Raw genomic sequence first — 20869 nt, forward strand, 5'->3', positions numbered from 1 at the left:
ATTGTATTATGCTCAAGGGATCACTAGCCCTTGACCGCACCTGCCGTCATGCCCCGAATGAAGTATTTCTGCGTCAAGAAGAACGTGATGATCACCGGAATGGTCACTACGGTAGCCGCCGACATCAGCAGGTCGTACCGATTCTGATATTGTCCGACGAACAGCCGGATCCCCACCGGGATCGTCTGTACATCCGGGCTTGTCGTAAGCACCCAAGCGAACAGCAGTTCATCCCAGGCGGTAAGGAAGATATAGATGCAGGTGGCGATCATGCCGGGAACCGACAACGGCAGAATCACCTTCACGAATGCCTGGAACCGGGTGCAGCCGTCAATCAGTGCCGATTCTTCCAGATCGTTCGGGATCGCAACGAAGAAGCTTCGCATAATCCAGATACTCATCGGTGTATAGAAAGCGGTGTAGACCAGAATCATACCCCAGTAGGTATTGATCATAGGAATGCCGAGTACTTCTTTCAATCCCAAGAACATGAGGTAGATCGGGAGCAGGAACATAATGCCTGGAATCATCTGTGTCGAGATAATGCCCATTTCAAGTGTTTTGGATCCGAAAAACCTGTATTTGGCAAGCGCATAGCCGGCCATCACGGCGAAGGAACTGGCGAGCAGCATCGTCACTGTACAGATAATGAGGCTGTTTTTGAAGAAGTTGAAGAAATCGATGTTAATCCACATATCCCGGTAATTCTCCCACTTGGGGTCCACGAGCTTGAAGCTTGTAATTCCCCGGAGAATGTCCTCATTCGAGTGCAGGGAAGCAAAGACCATATAGAATATAGGAAAAATGGTGAACAGCACGATCATCCAGGTGAATGTGGTCAAGGAACCGTTCAGAATAAAACGGGATTGCCGCTTACTCATTTTGTATTCAACTCCGATCTGAAGACTCGATACCAGATGCCGACGATGACAAACATGATCAGCATCAGCATGAACGAGGCGGCGGAACCGCTTCCGAAGGCCCAGTACCCGAAAGTCTGACGGGTCATCGCCGTCATCACCAGATCGCCCCACTCTCCCGGATAACCCGATCCGTTACCGAACATCATGGCAACAATGTTATAGGAATACACATTATAAATAATTTGGAACAAGAGCTGAACGGCAATAATCGGTCTCAGCAAAGGCAGGGTAATGCTCATGAACTGCCTGAACTTGTTCGCTCCGTCGATCTCGGCCGCTTCGTAGAGCTCATCGGATATCGTCTGCAGACCGGCCAGGAAGACGATCATCAGAAACGGCCAGCTGCGCCAGACGGTCGGAATGATAATGGCCCATAACGTGTTGGGGCCGATCAACCAGAATGGCTTGGCATCCAGCAGATGCAGTACATCCACCAGAACATAATTGATGATCCCTTCCTTCTGCCACATAAATCCCCATAGGATCCCGACCACATAGGAGGGAACCACCCAAGGCAGCAGCAGAGCGGTTCGCGCAATCGCTCTTCCCGGGAAAGTCCGGTTCATCAGCATGGCCGTCCCAAGTCCGCAGGCCATCACGGCGATCGTGACGACGACCGTGTAAATCGCCGTATTCCGGAGCGCATACTGCAAGCCCTGTCGAACCGGATTGTTCGTATTAAAGAGCAGCTCCGTATAGTTATGCAGGCCAACGAACGGCGCTTTCAAATATTGGTTAAGCGTAAACTGGTTGAGCTTGAGCAGGGACATCCAGATTCCCTGCAGCATAGGCCATAAATGGACAGCCAGCATAAAGAGAATCGTCGGCAGGACCAAGGCATAGGCGAATCGATTTTTTTTGAAATCATGGAGGATGACCGCAAATTTCTTGTTATCATCTCCTGGAGAACCGGTTGCAGGCTGCATAACATATCTCCTTCTGATTACTGATTGAGAATTCCGTTCACTTCGCGGGCGGCATCGTCAAGCTGCTGTTTCACCGCTTCTTTGCTGTATGTTCCTTTCACCCCGGCGACAATATCCCAAATATTGCCGAAATACTTGACGAGGGCCGTTTCCATAGGTCCCCACTGTGGGATCGACGGGTAGGATTTGCCGTATTTGGCCGCTTCGGCGAAAGCTGCGAATCCCGGATCCTTGGTAAGCTCCTCCGATTGAATCACTTTGGTCTTGGCAGGCAGGAAGCCGGTCAACTTGGCATAAGACAATTGAGCCTCGTCCGTAGAGAGGAACCGGATGACATCCCAGGCGGCATCCTTGTTCTTGGAGCCTTTGAACACCGTCAAATTGCTTCCTCCAATGAAGGTTGCTCTCTCCTTCGGTCCGGCAGGCAGCGGGGCTACGCCATAGTTGCTGGCTGCGAGCTTCTCGGCCATTCCGCCTGCATCCGTCGGCGTGGTAAAGTTCTTCACCATCCAAGGACCTGCGATGAGAGCGGCTGATCTTCCGTCGGCAAAGTCCGATTCCACTTGGGCCGAGTTCTTCTCAAGGGATGTCTTATCCACTAACCCATCCTGCACAAGTCCCGTATAATACAGGATGCCATCCATGGACAACTCATCATTGAATGCGGCTGCCTTGTTGTCCTTGGTCAGCACGCTGCCTCCGGCGCTCCAAATCCAGGGGAACAGGTTATGCGGCACGTTCCAGTCATTCTTGCCCGGTATACCCAGGGCGCTCATCTTCTGATCGCCGATTTGAACTCCGTTGACTTTCTTTAGCGCTTCCCTGAACGAATCCCAGGTATCGAATGCCGTGGCCGGGTCGACTCCCGCCTTCTTAAAGGCGTCCGTCCGGTAGAAGATCGCACGCGCATCGACAAACCAGGGAACACCATAAACTTTGTCGGTGCCTTCAATCTTGGTTGTCTTCCAGCTTGCAGGCAGATAGGCCTCTTCGCCGCCGATCTCCTTCACCTTGCCGGAAATTTCTTCGATTCCATTCATCGAGGCGATCGCCGGCACCCAGGATGTGCCGAGCTGAAGCAGGTCGGGACCTTCTCCGCTGGTTGCGGCTGTCGTTATTTTGGTCCATGCCGAACCCCAATCCAGCACCGTTACCTTCAGGGTCACGTGTTTATTCTGGTCTAGGTATGGCTTCAATGTCGTCAAAAAGTCCTGATCCGGCTTCGGACTGTTCGGCATGATCCAGGCATTCAGAGTAACCGGCTTGTCTTTGCCGCCCGGCTCTGAAGCTGCCGGTCCGGCGTCCGAAGCAGGCGTGCTCGAGGAACAACCTGTGAACATCATGGATGCCGTTAACATAGCTGCCAATACGTAAGTCGGTGTTTTTTTCAAGAATAACTCCCCCTGTATGTTCAATAATTTGGTGATCATTCCGTAACCGGTTTCGACGAAGGAAGCAGTGAGGCGACGCTCTCCCGTATCACCAGTTCTGTCGGGACCGTCAGGATCGGCGGGTGCGATTGCGGGCAATCCATCATGTCCAAGAGAGCCTGCGCCGCCCTCCTCCCGATTTCTTCCCGGTTCTGGCGGATCGTGGTTAATCCGGGCTTCAGGTACTTCAGTATCGCAATGTCGTCGAATCCGATAATCGAGATATCCCGTCCCACGACAAGCGCTGCCATAGAGAGCGCCTCCATGGCACCAAGAGCCATGGTATCCGATGCGCAGAAGAGAGCGGTGGGCTGCTTCCCCAGGCTGAGCAGGCGCTGTGCCGCCTCGTAGCCGCCCTGTTCGCTAAAATCGGAATGAAGGGTCCATTCAGACGGATAATGCAGCCCGTGCTTGTTCATGGCCTGCTGATAACCGATCAAGCGATCCAGCCCCGGCTTGCTGTTATAAATGTCGGCAAAGAAGGCAATGTCCCGGTGCCCGTTGGCCACGAAGTGATCAATGGCAAGAATGGCGCCGCCCACATTGTCGGAAGCCAAATACCCCATGCGCGGACCATATAAGTCCATGTCGATAGAAATACAAGGAATTTGGCTTTTGATGATCGTCGACACATTGGGATCGGTCTTCGAGATCCCGAATAACAGCACGCCGTCGACATCTCTGCGTCTGGCTCTGGCTTCATAATTCGCGGTACCTTCCGCACTGTTATTCGCAAACAGCAGCAAGTCATATCCCTTCTCACCGGCCACCGCCTCGAAGCTGCTCAGCACATCCTGCAGGAACGGATGCTTTAACCCCGTCAGGAGATGATCCTGAAAAAATACGCCGATCAGCTGTGAGTTTTTAGTCGCCAGCCCCCGGGCCGTCGCATTTGGCCGAAAATCGAGTTCGGCCATGATGCTTTTCACATTTTGCCTTGTTTTCTCACTAACATCCCTGTGCTCGTTGATCACCCGGGACACCGTTGCGGAAGATACGCCCGCTCTCTTGGCAATATCGTAAATCGTCGTCACACTCGAATCCTCCTAAGACACTGTAACCGGTTACGATGTTGTTGGCTTCTTCATTATATTCCGTAGGCTGCTCCCTCTTAAATAACAAAAAGAAAGCATGAATAACAACTTTTTAAGCTTGCGTTATCCAAATGAAAAGAATCCTCCAGAGTTGTCTCTTCGGCATTTGGGAAAACTATACACAAAAAAGGCAGCCATTCTATGAACAGCCACCCGTCAAGTAAACAGAATAAACAATAAAAATTATTGAGATAATCCCCTCAAGGCAGTCCTTCACTGCTTGGAGTTTCAGCTCAGCACTATACCTTCGGTAGTATGGGGAGCTGATCACTAACGGCTGCCGTTTATTGCAAACCATTCCTTTTCTAGAATACTCATTTCCCACACACTCCAGAATTCGTTATCCATTCTTCGTTTATCCCGGAAGAGTCCTTCTTTTACAAACCCTGCCTTCTCGTAACAGGCAATAGCAGACAGATTAAAATCTAACACACCCAGACTGACTCTGTGCAACTTTATTTCTTCGAAAGCAATAGTCAAAACCTTTTTTATCATCTCTTGTCCTATGCCTTGTCCTCTTAAGCCTCGTTTTCCAATCAAAACCTTACCTACCCTTGCAGATTTATTGATCGGATCGATTTGTAACTGGATATGGCCAATGACCTCATTATTTTCTTCCTGTACTACCCTATAGATTAGGGTTTGGGCAGCATCTGTATTCGAGTTTTTGATGTAATGATCCAATTGCTGCTCGCTTAATGGAAAGCTAAACGTTTGACCTCCCCATTGAAATAGAAATTCGGGCGAATCGATCCATTCCATTAGCTGCCCAAAATCGGTACGTCCGAAAGGTTCAAGCTTGATCACTAGCACCAGTCCTTCCCTATGCAGCAGCCTGCAATAGCGATCTATATTTTATTTTACCTTGAGCTTAGTGGTATTGTCCCGTTAGATGCTCCTTCGTATCTCGTAACATTTTGGTGAGCATTACGATCTGCCCCGCATGGTACGCGTAGTGTGCGGCAACCTGAACAAGCAGTCGGCCCATACCTCTTGTATCGCAGGCTTCGTGGACAGGAGAAGCACTTCGATGCATACGCATCCAATCCTCTGGGTCATAGCGGATGGTGACTTCCCGGGATAGATCGTCATTCACTAAGGCAAATAATACACGCTCCGACTCGGATCGAGTTTGGCGCAGAAGGCCAATCAGCTCATCCTTTGACAGTCCCCCATCCGTAGTGAATTCACGGGAGCGCTCCCGGATGAACGGTCTGTTTCCGATGGCGCTCACCACATTCTGATATTCGTTTCCCGCCAAGTGCAAGCAGATATTCCCAATGCTATTCATGGAATCTTTCCATCGCGTCCAAATGAGTTCATCATTCAGCAGATGAAGGCTTCGTTCGATTCGATCAAGCTGCTTATTCATGTCTTCCATTACATCCTTAATCAGTTCTACCATGAGAACCCCTCCTGAATTGATGTTTGGTTCAACCTTCGTAACGGCAGATTACCCTCGAGTGGTACATGTTGTTTAGATAGTTGGCAATATTATGTATTTGCGGTAAGGTTACAGTACTGGCATCAGGCACAGCTCCAGCCGGGGTGCCTTCAAAATCACTCCCTTTTAACTTATCATGATAGTGAAGATCCCATCCAACGTAAAATGAAAATTTACCATACCATACATGAAGAAATATTCATGGAAGTGAGGGGCGAACATGACACTGTATCAATTAGAAGTATTCCTTGCTGTCGTCCAGACGGGCAGTTTCACCAGAGCGGGGGAGCTCTTGAATGCAAGCCAATCGGGCGTCAGCCACAGCATGGGTGATTTGGAGAAAGAATTAGGAATGAAACTTTTTAAGCGCGATCGCAATGGTGTTACACTAACGGATACGGGAGAACAAATCTTAGCACATGTTCGTGAGATTGTTCATCATATGGAAGGGATCAATCAAGTTGCTGCTGCGGCAAGAGGTATGAACCGTGTGACCCTACGGATCGGTGCGTTTCCCAGTATCTCGGCCCATGTCATTCCAGGTCTGTTTCAAGCGTTTCGCAGCCATTATCCGGGTGTAGAACTGCTTCTCTTTGAAGGAAGTTATGCAGAGGTTGAAGCCTGGATCAAGACAGGTGTTGTTGACCTTGGGTTTGTGGCTGATCCATGTGATGGATTAGAAACCGTGCAGCTGCTAAGCGATCCCTATGTTGCAGTCCTCCCGGCGAATCATCCTTTGCGGGAGCATGAGGTTATCTCCCTCGAGCAGCTTACACATGAACCGTTTCTTTCGCTTAAATCCGGATGTGAACGCCTTGTGATGCGTGCATTTCAAGAGAAGGGGCTTAGCTTGAATAAGCAGCTCGAGGTTGCAGAGAATGCCACCATTCTCTCCATGGTTGAGGCAGGCATTGGAGTGTCCATCATACCTTCCATGATCCTGCAGGCTATACCGGCTAATGTAGCTGTTAAACCGTTGAATTCTCCCATAATTCGTCAAATAGGATTAGCTGTACTCTCCCAGCAGATGGTCTCCGTCTCCCCAGTCGTAGCCGCTTTTATCAAAGAGGCGCAAATGCGGCAGCTGAGAACCTCCTGAGCCAGGGCTTTGGCTTGGATACTTTACCTGCAATATAGATGCCATTCTTGTGAGCTTTCGATCCGCCGCGGAACCTGAATTAAGATCAACGCGCGCCGTCCTTTAAAGAACGGCGCGCGTTGATTAGCAATAGAAGCAGAATGGAAAAAGCCGCCAATGGCGGCCGATCATGCACATTACAATATTTCGATATACCCTTCTGTTCCATTCACGCGAATCCGCTGCCCATCTTGTATCCGTTTGGCAGCATTCTCCACTCCGACAACGGCTGGCAGGCCATATTCACGTGCGATAACGGCCCCATGGGTCATCAGTCCGCCAACTTCGGTGACGAGTCCCTTAATGGATACGAACAATGGTGTCCAGCTTGGGTCAGTAAACGTAGTGACTAGTATATCTCCTTCTTCCAGATTAGCCTCCTGCATATTCACAATAACGCGCGCTCGCCCCTCGATCACACCGGAAGAAACGGGCAACCCTATTATAGCATCAGCCGGGAGATTTTCGCGGTTGTATTTGCCTGCAATGATTTCACCATCAGAGGTGATCACACGCGGCGGAGTTAGTTTTTCGAATAATTGGTACTCATCTCTTCGTTTGCTGATGATCCCGTAATCTACTTTATTTGTGCGTACCACTTCGTTAAGTTCTTCAAAAGTGAGATAGTAGATATCTTCTTCGTCATGAATAACGCCCGCTTGTACGAGCTGCTGGGCTTCTTTCAGTATAGCCTGCTTATAGACGAAGTAGCGATTAACCAGGCCGTATTTGGGGTATTCACGATAGCCGATGAAATTCCGGACCAGGTCGATCATTCGTTTTGTTTCTTTGGCTTTGGGTTCGCCATCCGGCAATGCCTTCAATCGCTCTAATAACTCTTGTTCTTTCTTCAAAGCTTCCTGTCGCCCTTGCTCGAATTTCCGATGGCTTGCATGAGGCTCAAAGGATTTGATGTTATTCAGTATCAACGGGACAAGGGTAGTAGGTTTCTCGCTCCAACGCGGTCTGGTAATATCGATTTCTCCGGCACAGCGCATTCCGTATTTGTCGAGATAAGCACGAATCGCGTCTTGGGTTTCCTTTCCGCCCTCCAAGGCAAGCAGTTCATCCCCAAAATGATCCTCTTTTGCTTGTTGTAAATATTCAATGACTTCCGGATAAGGACGAATCGCATCGGCGACATCCAACAGCGCCAATCCCATTTCCGAAGTAATATTGTTTGGTACAGATTGAGTAAGCGTATCTGCTGCGTTTTTTTCGCCTAACCACTCCATCATCTTTTCATTGATCCATGATGAAGCGTTCATAGCAGCCATAAACACAGCCGAACTTTGCGGGTCAAATAAGATCTTCTTTAATTCCTGGATATCTTCCCGAATAAAATCAAACAAATCCGTCCCCGATTTCGTTCGGATGTTTTGTTTCAACTCTTCGATCGATGTTTGATTACGCTGAATCAAATCTGAAACGATGGTCGGATCGTTTTCGTTAGGTGCTTGAATACCCGCAGCCGGCATACCTTTATTGCTTTTACCAAGACTCTGTTCATTTTTATCATTTGGTACCGATTTTATAAAATCTCCTCGCTCGATTATGGTCATAAGAGCGTCTTTCATGAGCGGATCGTGTTGTCCCATGGCATTTAATAAATTTTCTCTGCTGTCAGGCGAAGCAAGCATTGGTGTCACATCAACAAACAACCTTCCGCCAGCCCTACGCATAGGTGCAGGGGTAATTAACAGGTAAAACGACAATCCCAGTGGTTTGATGGGATCGGTCATCATTTGTTGATGACCCACAGATATATAGACGTGATTGTCTCCATCATTCGCTTCAGGGATCGGGTATAGCGTAGTGATCGGCCGGCTCTGGACAATATAAAAGGTATCATCGACCAAACACCATTCGATATCTTGCGGGGAACCAAAGTGAGCTTCGATTTGTCTTCCTATGTGTGCCAGCTGCAGAATTTGTTGTTCAGTGAGGGTTTGCGTTTTTTGCTGATCGGGATCGATCGGCCGGGTCTCTGTACCGCCTTCTTTTCTTCCATAGATCGCCAATTTTTTGGCTGCTATCCTCTTATCGACGATTTGCTCATAGCGAACTTTATAACAATCGGCGGATACCAAACCGGAGACCAATGCTTCTCCAAGTCCAAAGCTGGCATCGATGGATAGCAGCTTTCGGTTAGAAGTCATCGGATCAGCGGTAAATAAAATCCCGGAAGCCTGCGGGAAAACCATCTTTTGAACGATAACGGATAAAAAAACTTGACTGTGGTCAAATCCATGCTGCGTACGGTAGATTACCGCGCGATCGGTAAACAGAGAAGCCCAGCATTTGCTGATATGCTGCAATATGGCTTCTTTGCCGATGATATTTAAATAGGTGTCTTGTTGACCGGCAAAAGAGGCATAGGGTAAATCTTCAGCAGTCGCACTGGAACGCACGGCATAAGGATGTTCTTCGCCGAACTGGGAGAGATAGTGAGTCACGGCTTTCACAACATCGGAAGGAATTTCCACCTCCCTAATAAGCTGCCGAATCTTCCTGCTGATCTCACCCATTTGATCTCGATCTTCTGCTTTTAGCATGGTTAGTTCATCCAACAAAGCATGATACGTTTCGTTTTGTTCGATGGCTTTTTGATAGCCCGCTGTTGTAACACAAAATCCTTCTGGGACTTGTATTCCGTCCATTTTTGATAATTCCCCTAAATGCAACCCTTTTCCGCCAACAAGCCAAAGCTGCGAATGGTCCATTTCCTGAAAACGAAGAACCAACGTACTCATTCAACATCTCTCCTAACCATTAAATTGAGAAAAAACATTTGACAAGAGTTCGCCGGCCATGGTAAGATAAAAGTGTAAGATGAACAAACTTTGCAAATTCCACTTGAAAAAAGTGGTATTCTGATTATAACACCGCATCTGTCTATATGCAATGTTTAAGAACCTGATAAACTTTTCAGGTTCTTTTTTGGTTTCCCGCTATCCTTGGCCTCATCTCTAACATGGCTCGGGCCGAACTCTCCTCGCTGCAAGCCCCCCCTCCCCTCTGCGGCACTTGACCTAGAGTGAACTCTAGATTCTATAATGAATCCATCTTGGTTTGGGAAGGATGGATAAAAATGTGGAATGTAACGGGCAAAGTTGTGATGATTACCGGAGCGTCGAGCGGAATCGGTGAGGCCACTGCAAAACTACTCGCTCAAAATGGAGCGAAGGTCGTACTGGCAGCCAGGCGCGAGGAAAGGCTAAGTTCACTAAAAAACACAATTGAAGAACAAGGTGGCGCTGCCATATACAAAGTTACGGATATTTCATCCCATAAAGAGGTGGAGGAACTTTCGCAATATGCTATCGATACCTATGGTCAAATCGATGTACTGGTTAATAACGCCGGGATCATGCCTTTATCTTATCTGCATGAGAAGAAAGTAAGCGAATGGGATCAAATGATCGATATCAATATAAAAGGTGTATTGTACGGCATTGGCGCGGTTCTTCCGTATATGAGAGCGCGGAAACAGGGTCATATCATTAATGTCTCTTCGGTAACAGGGCATATTGTTAGAAAATCTTGGGCCGTGTATTCCGGCACGAAATTCGCCGTTCGGGCAATAACCGAAGCGCTTCGGCAGGAGGAGGCAGAGAATAACATTCGGACTACGATTATTTGTCCGGGAGGTGTTGCAACCGAACTTGTCCACACTGTATCAAATGCGGAGATCAGGAAAGACATCGAGGAATCGCTTCAAAGGGGGCTGCCTGCTGAAGCTGTAGCTAATTCCATTCTTTATGCCATTTCCCAACCGGAGTATACCGCAGTTAACGAAATCATTGTAAGGCCCACCAGTCAAGAACTATAATAAGGTCAGCCTAGCCTAGATATCCCGATGAGGGAGGAAGTTCGTGTGAGTTATACGATCGGTCAAGTTGCTGAGTTAACCGGGTTATCCATTCATACCCTGCGGTATTATGAGAAGGAAGGGATATTACCTTCTGTCATGCGCAGCAGCAGTGGTATGCGCAGCTATGTAGAAAAGGACTTGGAGGCGCTCGAATTTATAGGCTGCCTCCGAGCTATTGGAATGACGATAGCGGATATTAAGCATTTTGTTCAGGAAAGTACAACCATTGACCAGCGCCTGCTGGTATTAGAAAAACAAAAAGAAACCGTGAATGCTCAGATCAATCAATTGGTTTCATATCAGAGCATGATTCATCGAAAAATCGCTTTGTACATGAATATGCGCAAAGAAGTGAACTCCTCTTAGAGAATCGGCGAAACCTGTCCTCCGAACAACAAAAAAACCGCGACGGGCGCGGCTCTGAGTAAATATGTGCTATGGTCCTCCGGCAAGTCGGAGGACAGCCTCTTTTTATCTTAATGCGATGAATGCATAACGGCCTGTTTGACTATGACGCGGCGAATGAAGAACGCCATGGCTAGGCCGACCAGGGTTACAATCATCGCAAACACGAACACATTTTGCGATCCTAAGGTAAGTGCGTTCGCGAGTTCGGTCTTCTCCGTCGGTGCTGAGGAGTTGTGCAGGTACTTCTCCATCCCGCTCGTAAGGATACTTATTGCAACTGCTGTGCCGATTGCCCCTGCGACCTGCTGCAGTGTATTCATGATAGCTGTACCGTGCGGGTAAAGCTCAGGCGGCAGTTGGTTCAGACCATTCGTCTGCGAAGGCATCCACACCATGGAGATACCCACCATTAGCCCGATATGGAGCGTGACGATCAAAGCCACCGAAGAAGCGGGCGAGATATCGGAGAAAAACCATAAAGTCACCGCAACGATGATGAGGCCGGGAATCACGAGCCATCTCGGCCCGTATTTGTCGAACAAACGCCCCATGCGCGGCGAGAGAATGCCGTTCAGCGCGCTGCCCGGCAGCAGCATAAGTCCGGCGCCGAATGCTGACAGCCCCCTGCCGTTCTGCAGGAACATGGGAAGAATAATCATGCTCGACAAGATAATCATCATGCACGACAGTACCATGAACAACCCTACGATATACATCGGGTACTTGAATACTCGCAAATTCATCATCGGCTCGCGCATTACTTGCTGCCGCAGCACGAAGAATACGAGCGCCAATAACCCGATGGCAATCGAAGCCACCACGACCGTACTGCCCCATCCTCCCTCGCCTTCCCCTGCCTTGCTGAAGCCAAAGACAACTCCGCCGAACCCAATCGTTGACAGGACGACAGACAGAAGATCGATGCGCGGCTTAGCGACTTCGGTAACGTTATCCAGATACTTCAGTCCTACCATTAACCCTGCGATCAAGAACGGGAGCGACAACCAGAAGATGTAGTGCCATGTGAAATATTCGATCAATAGGCCTGCCACAGTCGGACCGGTTGCCGGTGCAAACATGATGACGAGTCCGACGAAGCCCATCGCCGCCCCGCGCTGTTCAGGCGGATACACGACAAGGATCGTATTAAACATGAGCGGAATTAACAGCCCCATGCCCACTGCTTGCAGCACACGCGCAAACATCAACATTTCGAAATTGTATGCGAGAGCCGCAATCAACGTGCCGACAATCGAGCTTACGAGCGAAGCAATAAACAACTGCCTCGTTGTAAATCTCTGCAGTAACCACCCGGTCATCGGCATTAATATGCCTAACGTCAGCAAAAATCCCGTCGTCAGCCATTGTGCGGTCGCCGCCGAAATGTGGAACACATCCATTAAATTACTGATCGCGATATTCAGAGCTGTTTCGCTAAACATGCCAACAAAGCCGCAGATCAGCAATGACGCCATGATGGCACGCGTATTGTATACTTTCATTACTTCGTTCCACTTCCCTATTTAATGGTAATATGTATGTTAAACCTAGTCCAACCAAGTGCCAGGTGTCGACTTCTTCCTATGATAATTATTCCATTCATCCCTTCCATTGATCCATACCCGATGGTCTGGATCAGCTCTCAAGCTGCCTCTATGTCTGTTCACTCCCCGTACTGGAACTATTTTAATCGATATGAATCGATTTGGGATAGTAAATATTATATAAAATAAAACTCTCCTTACGTCTTGCCTAAAAAGTGGACGATTTGTTAAGCGAAGTGGAACCAAAAAGGCGATCGCTTCCCCATAGATACGGGGAAGCGATCGCCTTTCGAATAGGCCGCTGCAGCATGACCGGGAGATCTCCCTTGGCTTTGAAGATAGGATTACCGGCTATCGATTGCCAGCGGGAGTTGATGCGTTTGAGTCTTGCCAATTTATGCTTTCTATTTAACAAATTGTGCGTTATTTTGCTATAATAAGAAATAAATGATAAATGTGGTGAATTTATGTCGACGGTTACTTTGCTAGAGAAAGAATATCAAATGCGGATGAATCAGGTGGTACGCTATATCGACGAACATTTGGCTTCGCCGCTTACCGCTGAGGAACTCGCGGAGGTATCCGCCTTCTCGGTCCATCATTTTCACCGTGTGTTTAAACGTACCATGAATGAGAATGTCCTTCATTTCGTCAATCGGCTGAGGGTGGAGAAGGCGGCGAAATTGAGTGTGTTTCAACCGGAAAGAAGCTTGACGGATATTGCGCTGGATTGCGGTCTGCAGACTCCCGCCCATTTTGCCCGAACGTTCCGCAGGTATACGGGGCTTACCGCTACCGATTATCGTACGCGCTTTGGCCTGGACCTGATGTATTCGCGGTTTCGGGAGATACAGATCGCGGGCAAGAACGGCAGCGCCCGGCTGCGTGAGCTCGAAGAGAAGTATCGCAGGCTGAAGATTGAGGTGAGCCTCCTGCCGGCGCAGCGTGCCGCATGCGTGCATCACCGGGGGACGCTTGTTCAAGGAGGGGTAAACCGGGGGATCGGAGAGGAGTTCGGCAGGCTCGAAGCATGGATGCGGGCCCATGATCTGCTCGACAGTACAAGTCAAGCGATTGGTCTGGTCTTCGACGATCCTTGCGTAACCCCGGTGTCGAAGCAGAGGTATGCGGTGTGCTTCACGACAACCAATCCTATCCCCTCTTCCTTGGAGGTTCAACCCATAGAGACGGCCGGCGGGAAGTATGCTGTACTTTCATTGGACGAACCGGCCGATGTGCTCTTCGAACTCATTCATATGTCGAGTATCCACTGGCTTCCACACAGTCCTTATCTGTGGGACGAGAGCCGGTCTATGATGGCGATTTTCCCAAGCGCTCCGTTCCCGGATCCTCAAGATCCGGTTCGGATCGACTTTTGCATCCCCGTCAAGCTAAAATAGGATCAAAATTTGATTTTGAGACTCTTCCCACTGACATATACACCCTCCGAACGGGTAATCGGCAGCTTCTGTTCTGCTGTGAAGCCGATCGTTTCTCCATCCCTTAAAGTAACGTCATGTGCTACTACATACTCGGAAATATCCATCAGAAAATCACGCAGCTCGGCGGGAGCGGCCTGACTATCCAGTATTTCGATTTCATCTTTGCCAAAAGAAGCAAGTCCGCAGGTGTATCCATTCATCCCGGTTTCCGTTCCGACAAGTCCCAAGTGAACCAGATTCAACAAAGGAAACGCGTCATCGGTCTTCATCAACTCGGCCAGCTCCACATAAAGCTCGGGCTTGAATACGGTGCCGGATGTATAGAGCCCGATCGCGTTAGGCAGCTTCAAACAGCTGGCCGCCAGCTTGGTGTACAGCCTGCCGCTTTCCATAGGGGAGCCGGAGCGGGCCAATACAGCCACTATGATCTGGGCTACATGAGTCTTGGTAACTTCAGCGGCCTCTGGCCAGAGATAGCTTCCTTGGGCGTGATGCTCGGCCTCCCCATCCGGTACGGGAGCATTCACCACACTTACTGCTAACGTACAGCCGTCCACATCCCAGACCAGGATGCCTTCCTTGTCCCCTCCAGCATTCTGCCCTTCGCCTTCTGCGGGGGAGTAGGAGATATTCCAGTCCTGCAGAAGGTTCGTCTTGATAAGATCAAGATCACACGTTGGGGAATTCAACAGAACGAATCCATTGAAAATGCCGGGTGAATCGTTCTTGCTCTCTGTCTCCTCTTCTTGTGTTAGTGCCGCCGCTTCAAAGGCTGCAGCCTCTTTCATCCAGTACTCTCGTATCATTTCAACCATGGCGGCTGCTTCCTGCACTGCGGTGGCCGGGTCATAGAGTGTCATCTCACTGAATACATGGCCGCAATGGTCCGTATCCGATGGATGTTCATATCCCCCGCAGACGCCAAGGAGCCATTTGCCGAACATTGTTTTTTTGTACCTGAATATGTAATAATGCATGCCGTGTAGATCAAATTCTCCTGCAGCTTTTATTCTGCTGGGCTTGTGGCCGAGTTCGCGCTCATCCGCGAGCCAGTCGATCAGGGATTGCATGGCTGCTTGTTGTTGGGCTGTCATTGTTTTCTCTCCTCTTGTATCGTAGGTGTCGAGTGCTTCGATCCTGTATCCAGCCGCTTCCGGTGGCATGCTGGCTGTGCCTTGGCCATATTCTATCATAATCTTTGGCTGTATACTTGTCATTCGATGGGCATAAGGAAGTGGGTGGCAAAGTGGATATGGCAAAGCAAGAAGCCGCGTGATCCGCGGCTTCTTAAGTGGATATGCGAGTGCATGTAGGCCTTTAACCCAATAATGTCATAATATATGGCTTAAAAGTAAAGTAGATCAACGCAATACCAAAGGCAAAGGCGAAAAATTCACCTTTCATAGATTTCACCCCCACATAAGACAAAAAAATAAGCTCATCAGGATATTATAGCGTCTATTAGCCAAATTACAAAATGGATAGGCTCAAGACTCTCTTAATAATAACCATTAAATCCTATTAGATCAAATGAATGGTTTTCTCTAGTCCGATGTTCCATGTTATGTAAACGCAGAAAAGAGAGCCGATCGATCTGGACCGGCTCTTCTGTGTCTTTATTGCCCCTTTAAATCAATCCGATAAATAGGTTCAGCCGATGCGCATCGGCTTGCAGGCCGATCACCACCTTGTGATCATGTACCCGCTGCACTTCGAGTTCGATTTTCTTGTCAGGGTACTTCACCCTGAAGTTCGTGAACCAGCCCTGCTCTGATTCTACAATGCAATCGTCCGTGACCGGCTCCCAGCTTGGTATACGATTCCTGTCTCCCGTATAGACTCGGAAGGCGGCCTCCCCTGTTCCCGCGCTGAGGAGGGCAAGCCCTGCATCTGTCGGGACGAGCGGGGCCTTCGGGCTGATCGCGCCCATCTATTCCATCAGGGGATGGGGGAACGCGCCTGTCCCGGAGGATGAAGTACTCCCGCTCTACGGCGGGTACTTCTACACGCCTTGGGCTGTCAGCCTTCAGCATCCCGAGCAGAAGCCGACGCGCGAGTATTTGTTCACAAGCTATCATGATAACGACGTGATCTCCCATGAATTTGCCCCGCTTTACATGGTGGGTATGGACACCAGTTATTTCATTCGGATGTTCAAGCGCACGTACGGGACCACTCCCATACAGTATCTGAAACGCAAAGCCCTATAATTGAACAAAAAGCGGAGGCCTCTTGGCCTCCGCTCTCCATGCTTATATCGCTATTCACTGCAGGTGCGAATCCATACCGACATCTCGCCCGGCTTCCGGTTGCCCCACAGGTAATACGGCACGGCCTTCAGCTTCACCGGCACGGCCGTCTGCGTCCCTGAGAGCGGACGGTATGGCGTATCCTCCTGCCAGGATGCCGCTTCATCCCTGCGGCCCTCCGCTTCGATGACGAGCGCCCCGCCGGGCAGCCCGGAATCCTCATGCGTCTCCAGCTTCGTCGTGCGTACGATGGACAAGGAGGCCAGCAGCCTTCCGTTGTCGGTCTCTTCCAAACAGTAGACGAGCGGCCCGCGTTCGATGGCGGCCCTGCCTGCATTGGAGCGGATCTCCGGATGTGCGGCCGTCAGGTGCGGCTCGAGCTCAGGCTCCCACTCCACGATGTCGCCCTGCGCCCACTGTCGGTTCACGGCTGCATAGCCATTCACCGTGTCGTACGCAGCCGCAGAGCCGTTGATCTTCATCACGGCCCGGCCGCCGCACCAGGATGGGATGCGCAGCGCCAGCGTCAACGCAGCCTCCGGCACTGCGGTGATTTCAAAGCGCGCATACCCCTTCCAGGGCAGCTGCGACTGCTGCTTCAGCTTCAGCGTTCCGCCTGCCAGCTCGAACTGCGCTTCGCTGCCGATGAACAAGTGCACATGCACCACGCTGTCCTCAGCCGATGCGGTATATATATAGTCGTTCAGGGAGCTCAGCAGCCGTGCCACATTGGGCGGACAGCAGGAGCAGCCGAACCATTTTTGCCGGACCTCCTTCACATGATGCCGGCCCGGATTGTTCCTGGACGCCTCCGGCCATACCTCCAGCGGATTGACATAGAAGTAGTGCTTGCCATCCTGCGACATACTGCCGATCACATTGTTATATAAAGCTCTCTCGAGCACATCGGCATACTCGCTCTTCGCCTCTAGCTGCAGCATCCGGCGGGCGAAGAAGATCAGGCCGATCGAAGCGCAGGTTTCGGCATATACCGTATCATTGGGCAGGTCATAATCAAAGGAAAACGCCTCTCCATGATGGGTTGAACCGATGCCGCCGGTAATATACATCTGCTTAGTCGTCATGTTATTCCACAAGCGGCGGCACGCCTCGAGCAGCTCGCTGTCTCCTGTCAGCCTGGCCAGGTCTGCCATCGCGGTATACATGTATACCGCCCGAACCGAGTGGCCCACAGCCTCCTCCTGCTTGCGGACCGGCTTGTGCGCCTGGTTGTAAGCCATCTGCTCCGCCGTGGGGATCGGCAGCTCCTTCTTCGCCCAGTGGCTGTACCCGCCTCTTTGTCTGCATTCTTCAACCAAGAAGTTCGGCTCCGTCCCCCGCTCGTCGATGAAGAACTGTGCCAGCTTCAAATAACGCTTCTCGCCGGTCACCCGGTAGAGCTTCACCAGCGCCAGCTCGATCTCCTGGTGCCCATCGTAGCCGCGCAGCTGATCCGGCCCGTGTCCAAACACGGTATCGATATAATCGGCGAACCTGCATACCACCTCCAGCAGCTTCCGCTTGCCGGTTGCTTCATAGTAGGCCACCGCTGCCTCCATCATATGGCCTGCGCAGTACAGCTCGTGCGCCTCGTGCAGATTGGTCCACTGCTTGCCGGGCTCTTGGACGGTATAATAGGTATTCAAGTAACCGCTCTCATGCTGGGCAGCGGCAATCAGTTCGATGACTTCATCCGCGGTACGTTCCAGCTCAGGGTCCGGATGGCTTGCGAGAGAATAGCCGACGGCTTCGAGCCACTTGGCCACGTCGCTGTCCTGGAATACCATGCCGCCATACTCTCCTTCTTCCTGCCCTGCCGCAATACGGAAATTACGAATCGCATAGCTTGGCTCGGCATCCGTGATCCGGTCATTCAGCGCTTCCCATTGATAAGGAATTACGGTCCCCCTTACCAGCTCCGTGAACGAATTCCAGAATTCATCCCGAATGCGTACCTGCCAGCCGCCCTGCTGACCGCTCGCTGTTATCGCCATGTACATTTCCTCCTCGAGTTGATGTATTCAAAATTTATAAATTTGATTTCGGCCTTTATCTAGTTTATCTTTGAATTCAAAGAGAAAACAGGAATAAACCGAACCTTTTTTTATAAAATTTCACACCTATCCGAAAAGGAGATGCACGGTGATGAGCCAACAGGACATGGTCTCCCTGGAGCTGCCCCCGATGCCTTATTACATCACCACCGGCCTTACGACCTTTGCTCCGGGGGAGCAGCACCCGAGCCGGCGGAGCCTCGGCATCTTCGATCTCCTCTGTGTCGTACAGGGTGAGCTGCATATGGGCGAAGACGGCCGGCAGTGGACTGTAGCAGCCGGACATTCGCTTCTGCTGCTGCCCGACCGCTATCATTATGCCGTCAAGCCCTGTGAGACGGAGACGGTATTCTACTGGATCCACTTTGACTTCGATGGAAAGTGGTACCATACCGTGGACAGCCTTGCGGCAAATTCGGCCCATCCCGCCCGCCAGACATGGGCGAATCCTTATACGCTCCGGCTGAGACAATATGGCGCGCTCCCGGAATTCGCCCTGGCCGAGCGCCACCTGCGCCAACTGCTCTCCTATTCGGGCCAGCACCGCTCGGCTGCGTATTGGAATGAGCAGGGGCTGTTCATGGAGCTGTTGCGGCTGCTGGAGGTGGGACTTGCCGGCAGCGGGGCTTCTCCCCTGCTGCGGCTCGCCGAGAGGACGGAAGCTTTCCTGCGGCAGCACTATCCCTCTGACATCACCAATCAATCGCTGGCAGATGCACTCCACTTTCATCCGAACTACATCGTCAGGGCCATGAAGGAGATCTACCATTGCACCCCGATGGAGTATTTGCACGAGTACCGCCTGGAGCAGGCCAAGCTGCTGCTGATCCAAACGGACTGGTCCATCGCGCAGATCGCCGACCGCGTCGGCTTTCAGTACGTGCCCTATTTCTCCAGCTGCTTCAAGCAGTATGCCGGTATTTCGCCGCTGCGGTTCCGTAAGCAGTATGTGCCGTAGGATTATTGGCCAGCGCAACCGATCATATGGATATCGGCAAGTGACAACAGAGCCACGGCAGGAATCCCGCCATGGCTCTGTTGTCACTTGCGATTATTGTTGCAGCACCTGATCAAGCTTGCCGCACCAAGCAGTCCAGCCATACTTGGCTCCCTGGAGTGCTTGGGCATTGGAGATTCCGGTTTGTTCCAGATGAAGGTTAATCTTACCGTCGCCTACATCCTGCAGCGTCCAAGTGACCGTATGCTTCTCGCCGCTCTCCCAAGTATAGGACAACCGGTGCGGCTCCTCCACGAGCAGTACTTCGCCTTCAATAATGCCATTCCAATATTCGGTCGGCTGCGTGCGGAATTGAAAGCGGTGTCCTGCCACGGGCTTAAAATCATTCTCCATCGCCTCACCGGTACGGATGTCGGCCACCCACTTGGCAAGCTTGCTTGAATCGGTTAAGGCAAACCAAAGCTTCTCGATCGTTGTCGTGTACTGAAAATCAAGGGTTAATGTTTGACTCATTCTTCTTCCTCCTCTAATAGCTGCTTCAAGCGCAGCATGTTCGCGCTCCAGAACTGGCTGTAATAAGCCACCCAATCTTGAACTTCTCTGAGTGGAGAAGCGTTCAGCCTAAATCGCGTTTCTCTGCCGACTTTTCGGTCAAGGATCAGTCCGGCCTCTTTGAGGATGGTCAAATGCTTGGATACCGCCGTACGGCCCATGGGAAACTGTGCCGTTAATTCATGAAGCGGTAACTCCTCGGCCTCCGCTAAAAGACGGATTAGTCGGCGCCTCGTTGGATCTGCAATCGCGTCAAACACATCCCGAGGCGGGTTGTTCTCGTTCACCACAGCCCCTCCAAACTATTATTTTATGCAGTAGAGTTCTAATGTTGATACGAAGGGACAGCCGTTCATTTCACCACCTCCTTAAAGTGTGCGGCTCTTCGGACGCAGCGCCCACGAGGCGATATTCAGTGCAGCATAGAAAAGCGGAAGGATAATAGGGAACCCGTAATCGCCAGCAAACACATGAGATAGAGCCGCGCCCGTCATTAAAAAGAAGATACCCGCGTGGACCCATTCTTTAAGCCGCGGAAATCCGGGCACGACGAGAGCAGCGGCCCCAAGCACTTTCCATATCCCTAGAATGGTTAAGACGTATACCGGGTAACCCAGATTCGTCACTAACTCGAGATTCCCCCCATACCGCATCAGCTGCCCGATCCCGCTTAGCATAATCGTTGCTGCGAGCAGTAATGTGACGGACCAATAAGCAATCATTTTACCTCGAGGCTGGGTTTGTGCTTTTGCGGTTGTTTTGCACCCAAGATCATACTCATTTTGTTTCCTCCTCCGAAGGGTTGATTCAAGTAAACTATACTCTTGCTTCAT

At 50.6% G+C, this 20869-nt stretch carries 20 protein-coding genes; 6 read left to right on the plus strand and 14 right to left on the minus strand.

Going from position 1 to position 20869, the window contains the following annotated elements; all coding sequences use genetic code 11:
• Positions 1-23: 23 nt before the first annotated feature.
• The 6 genes from O9H32_RS17945 to O9H32_RS17970 all read right to left on the minus strand — a co-directional run bounded on the left by O9H32_RS17945 (position 24) and on the right by O9H32_RS17970 (position 5778).
• Positions 24-881 (minus strand): carbohydrate ABC transporter permease, encoded by an 858-nt coding sequence (locus O9H32_RS17945; RefSeq protein ID WP_269867497.1) that lies wholly within the window; start codon positions 879-881, stop codon positions 24-26.
• Complete coding sequence (locus O9H32_RS17950; RefSeq protein ID WP_269867498.1) at positions 878-1849, minus strand: carbohydrate ABC transporter permease; 972 nt, start codon at positions 1847-1849, stop codon at positions 878-880. Before O9H32_RS17950 ends, O9H32_RS17945 begins: the two co-directional genes overlap by 4 nt.
• A 17-nt stretch (positions 1850-1866) precedes the next feature.
• On the minus strand, positions 1867-3240 hold the full coding sequence (locus O9H32_RS17955) for a sugar ABC transporter substrate-binding protein (protein WP_269867499.1): 1374 nt from the start codon (positions 3238-3240) through the stop codon (positions 1867-1869).
• A 35-nt stretch (positions 3241-3275) separates the two neighbouring features.
• On the minus strand, positions 3276-4313 hold the full coding sequence (locus O9H32_RS17960) for a LacI family DNA-binding transcriptional regulator (RefSeq protein ID WP_269867500.1): 1038 nt from the start codon (positions 4311-4313) through the stop codon (positions 3276-3278).
• 330 nt (positions 4314-4643) lie between these two features.
• Complete coding sequence (locus O9H32_RS17965; RefSeq protein ID WP_269867501.1) at positions 4644-5180, minus strand: GNAT family N-acetyltransferase; 537 nt, start codon at positions 5178-5180, stop codon at positions 4644-4646.
• A gap of 64 nt (positions 5181-5244) precedes the next feature.
• On the minus strand, positions 5245-5778 hold the full coding sequence (locus O9H32_RS17970; RefSeq protein ID WP_269867502.1) for a DUF1572 family protein: 534 nt from the start codon (positions 5776-5778) through the stop codon (positions 5245-5247).
• A 259-nt stretch (positions 5779-6037) separates the two neighbouring features.
• On the opposite strand from O9H32_RS17970, the gene O9H32_RS17975 reads away from it, so the two are divergent.
• On the plus strand, positions 6038-6916 hold the full coding sequence (locus O9H32_RS17975) for a LysR family transcriptional regulator (protein ID WP_269867503.1): 879 nt from the start codon (positions 6038-6040) through the stop codon (positions 6914-6916).
• Between the two features lie 176 nt (positions 6917-7092).
• Here the strand turns inward: O9H32_RS17975 and ppsA are convergent, their stop codons facing one another.
• Positions 7093-9708 carry a phosphoenolpyruvate synthase gene (ppsA, locus tag O9H32_RS17980; RefSeq protein WP_269867504.1) on the minus strand — a complete coding sequence of 872 codons (2616 nt, stop codon included), beginning with the start codon at positions 9706-9708 and terminating at the stop codon, positions 7093-7095.
• Positions 9709-10046: 338 nt separating this feature from the next.
• On the opposite strand from ppsA, the gene O9H32_RS17985 reads away from it, so the two are divergent.
• On the plus strand, positions 10047-10787 hold the full coding sequence (locus O9H32_RS17985; protein WP_269867505.1) for an SDR family oxidoreductase: 741 nt from the start codon (positions 10047-10049) through the stop codon (positions 10785-10787).
• Between the two features lie 45 nt (positions 10788-10832).
• Entirely contained in the window at positions 10833-11195 is a 363-nt protein-coding gene (locus O9H32_RS17990) for a MerR family transcriptional regulator (protein WP_269867506.1), read from the plus strand.
• A 110-nt stretch (positions 11196-11305) separates the two neighbouring features.
• Here O9H32_RS17990 and O9H32_RS17995 read toward each other — a convergent pair whose 3' ends face one another.
• Positions 11306-12739, minus strand: coding sequence for an MDR family MFS transporter (locus O9H32_RS17995; RefSeq protein ID WP_269867507.1), 1434 nt, complete (start codon positions 12737-12739; stop codon positions 11306-11308).
• Positions 12740-13290: 551 nt separating this feature from the next.
• Between O9H32_RS17995 and O9H32_RS18000 the strand changes: the two genes are divergently transcribed.
• Positions 13291-14181: an AraC family transcriptional regulator gene (locus O9H32_RS18000; protein WP_269867508.1), complete on the plus strand. Its 891-nt coding sequence runs from the start codon at positions 13291-13293 to the stop codon at positions 14179-14181.
• Between the two features lie 2 nt (positions 14182-14183).
• Here O9H32_RS18000 and O9H32_RS18005 read toward each other — a convergent pair whose 3' ends face one another.
• The gene (locus O9H32_RS18005) at positions 14184-15317 is read right to left on the minus strand and encodes a DUF4261 domain-containing protein (RefSeq protein ID WP_269867509.1); all 1134 of its coding nucleotides are present in this window, start codon (positions 15315-15317) and stop codon (positions 14184-14186) included.
• Positions 15318-15850: 533 nt separating this feature from the next.
• Positions 15851-16153, minus strand: a complete 303-nt coding sequence (locus O9H32_RS18010; protein WP_269867510.1) for a hypothetical protein — start codon at positions 16151-16153, stop codon at positions 15851-15853.
• Between the two features lie 196 nt (positions 16154-16349).
• On the opposite strand from O9H32_RS18010, the gene O9H32_RS18015 reads away from it, so the two are divergent.
• Positions 16350-16433 (plus strand): AraC family transcriptional regulator, encoded by an 84-nt coding sequence (locus O9H32_RS18015; RefSeq protein ID WP_269867538.1) that lies wholly within the window; start codon positions 16350-16352, stop codon positions 16431-16433.
• Between the two features lie 50 nt (positions 16434-16483).
• Here the strand turns inward: O9H32_RS18015 and O9H32_RS18020 are convergent, their stop codons facing one another.
• Positions 16484-18466: a glycoside hydrolase family 127 protein gene (locus tag O9H32_RS18020; protein ID WP_269867511.1), complete on the minus strand. Its 1983-nt coding sequence runs from the start codon at positions 18464-18466 to the stop codon at positions 16484-16486.
• Between the two features lie 151 nt (positions 18467-18617).
• On the opposite strand from O9H32_RS18020, the gene O9H32_RS18025 reads away from it, so the two are divergent.
• The gene (locus O9H32_RS18025; protein WP_269867512.1) at positions 18618-19484 is read left to right on the plus strand and encodes a helix-turn-helix transcriptional regulator; all 867 of its coding nucleotides are present in this window, start codon (positions 18618-18620) and stop codon (positions 19482-19484) included.
• A gap of 93 nt (positions 19485-19577) precedes the next feature.
• Here the strand turns inward: O9H32_RS18025 and O9H32_RS18030 are convergent, their stop codons facing one another.
• The 3 genes from O9H32_RS18030 to O9H32_RS18040 form a co-directional block, all read right to left on the minus strand.
• Positions 19578-19997 carry an SRPBCC family protein gene (locus O9H32_RS18030; RefSeq protein WP_269867513.1) on the minus strand — a complete coding sequence of 140 codons (420 nt, stop codon included), beginning with the start codon at positions 19995-19997 and terminating at the stop codon, positions 19578-19580.
• A complete protein-coding gene (locus O9H32_RS18035; protein ID WP_269867514.1) occupies positions 19994-20323 on the minus strand; it encodes an ArsR/SmtB family transcription factor in 330 nt (109 codons plus the stop codon). The genes O9H32_RS18030 and O9H32_RS18035 overlap by 4 nt, the downstream gene beginning before the upstream one ends.
• 81 nt (positions 20324-20404) lie before the next feature.
• A complete protein-coding gene (locus tag O9H32_RS18040; protein WP_269867539.1) occupies positions 20405-20758 on the minus strand; it encodes a DoxX family protein in 354 nt (117 codons plus the stop codon).
• Positions 20759-20869: the final 111 nt, after the last annotated feature.

Origin of the sequence: Paenibacillus caseinilyticus, assembly GCF_027533645.1 — a bacterium.
GTDB classification, from domain to species: Bacteria; Bacillota; Bacilli; order Paenibacillales; family NBRC-103111; genus Paenibacillus_G; species Paenibacillus_G caseinilyticus.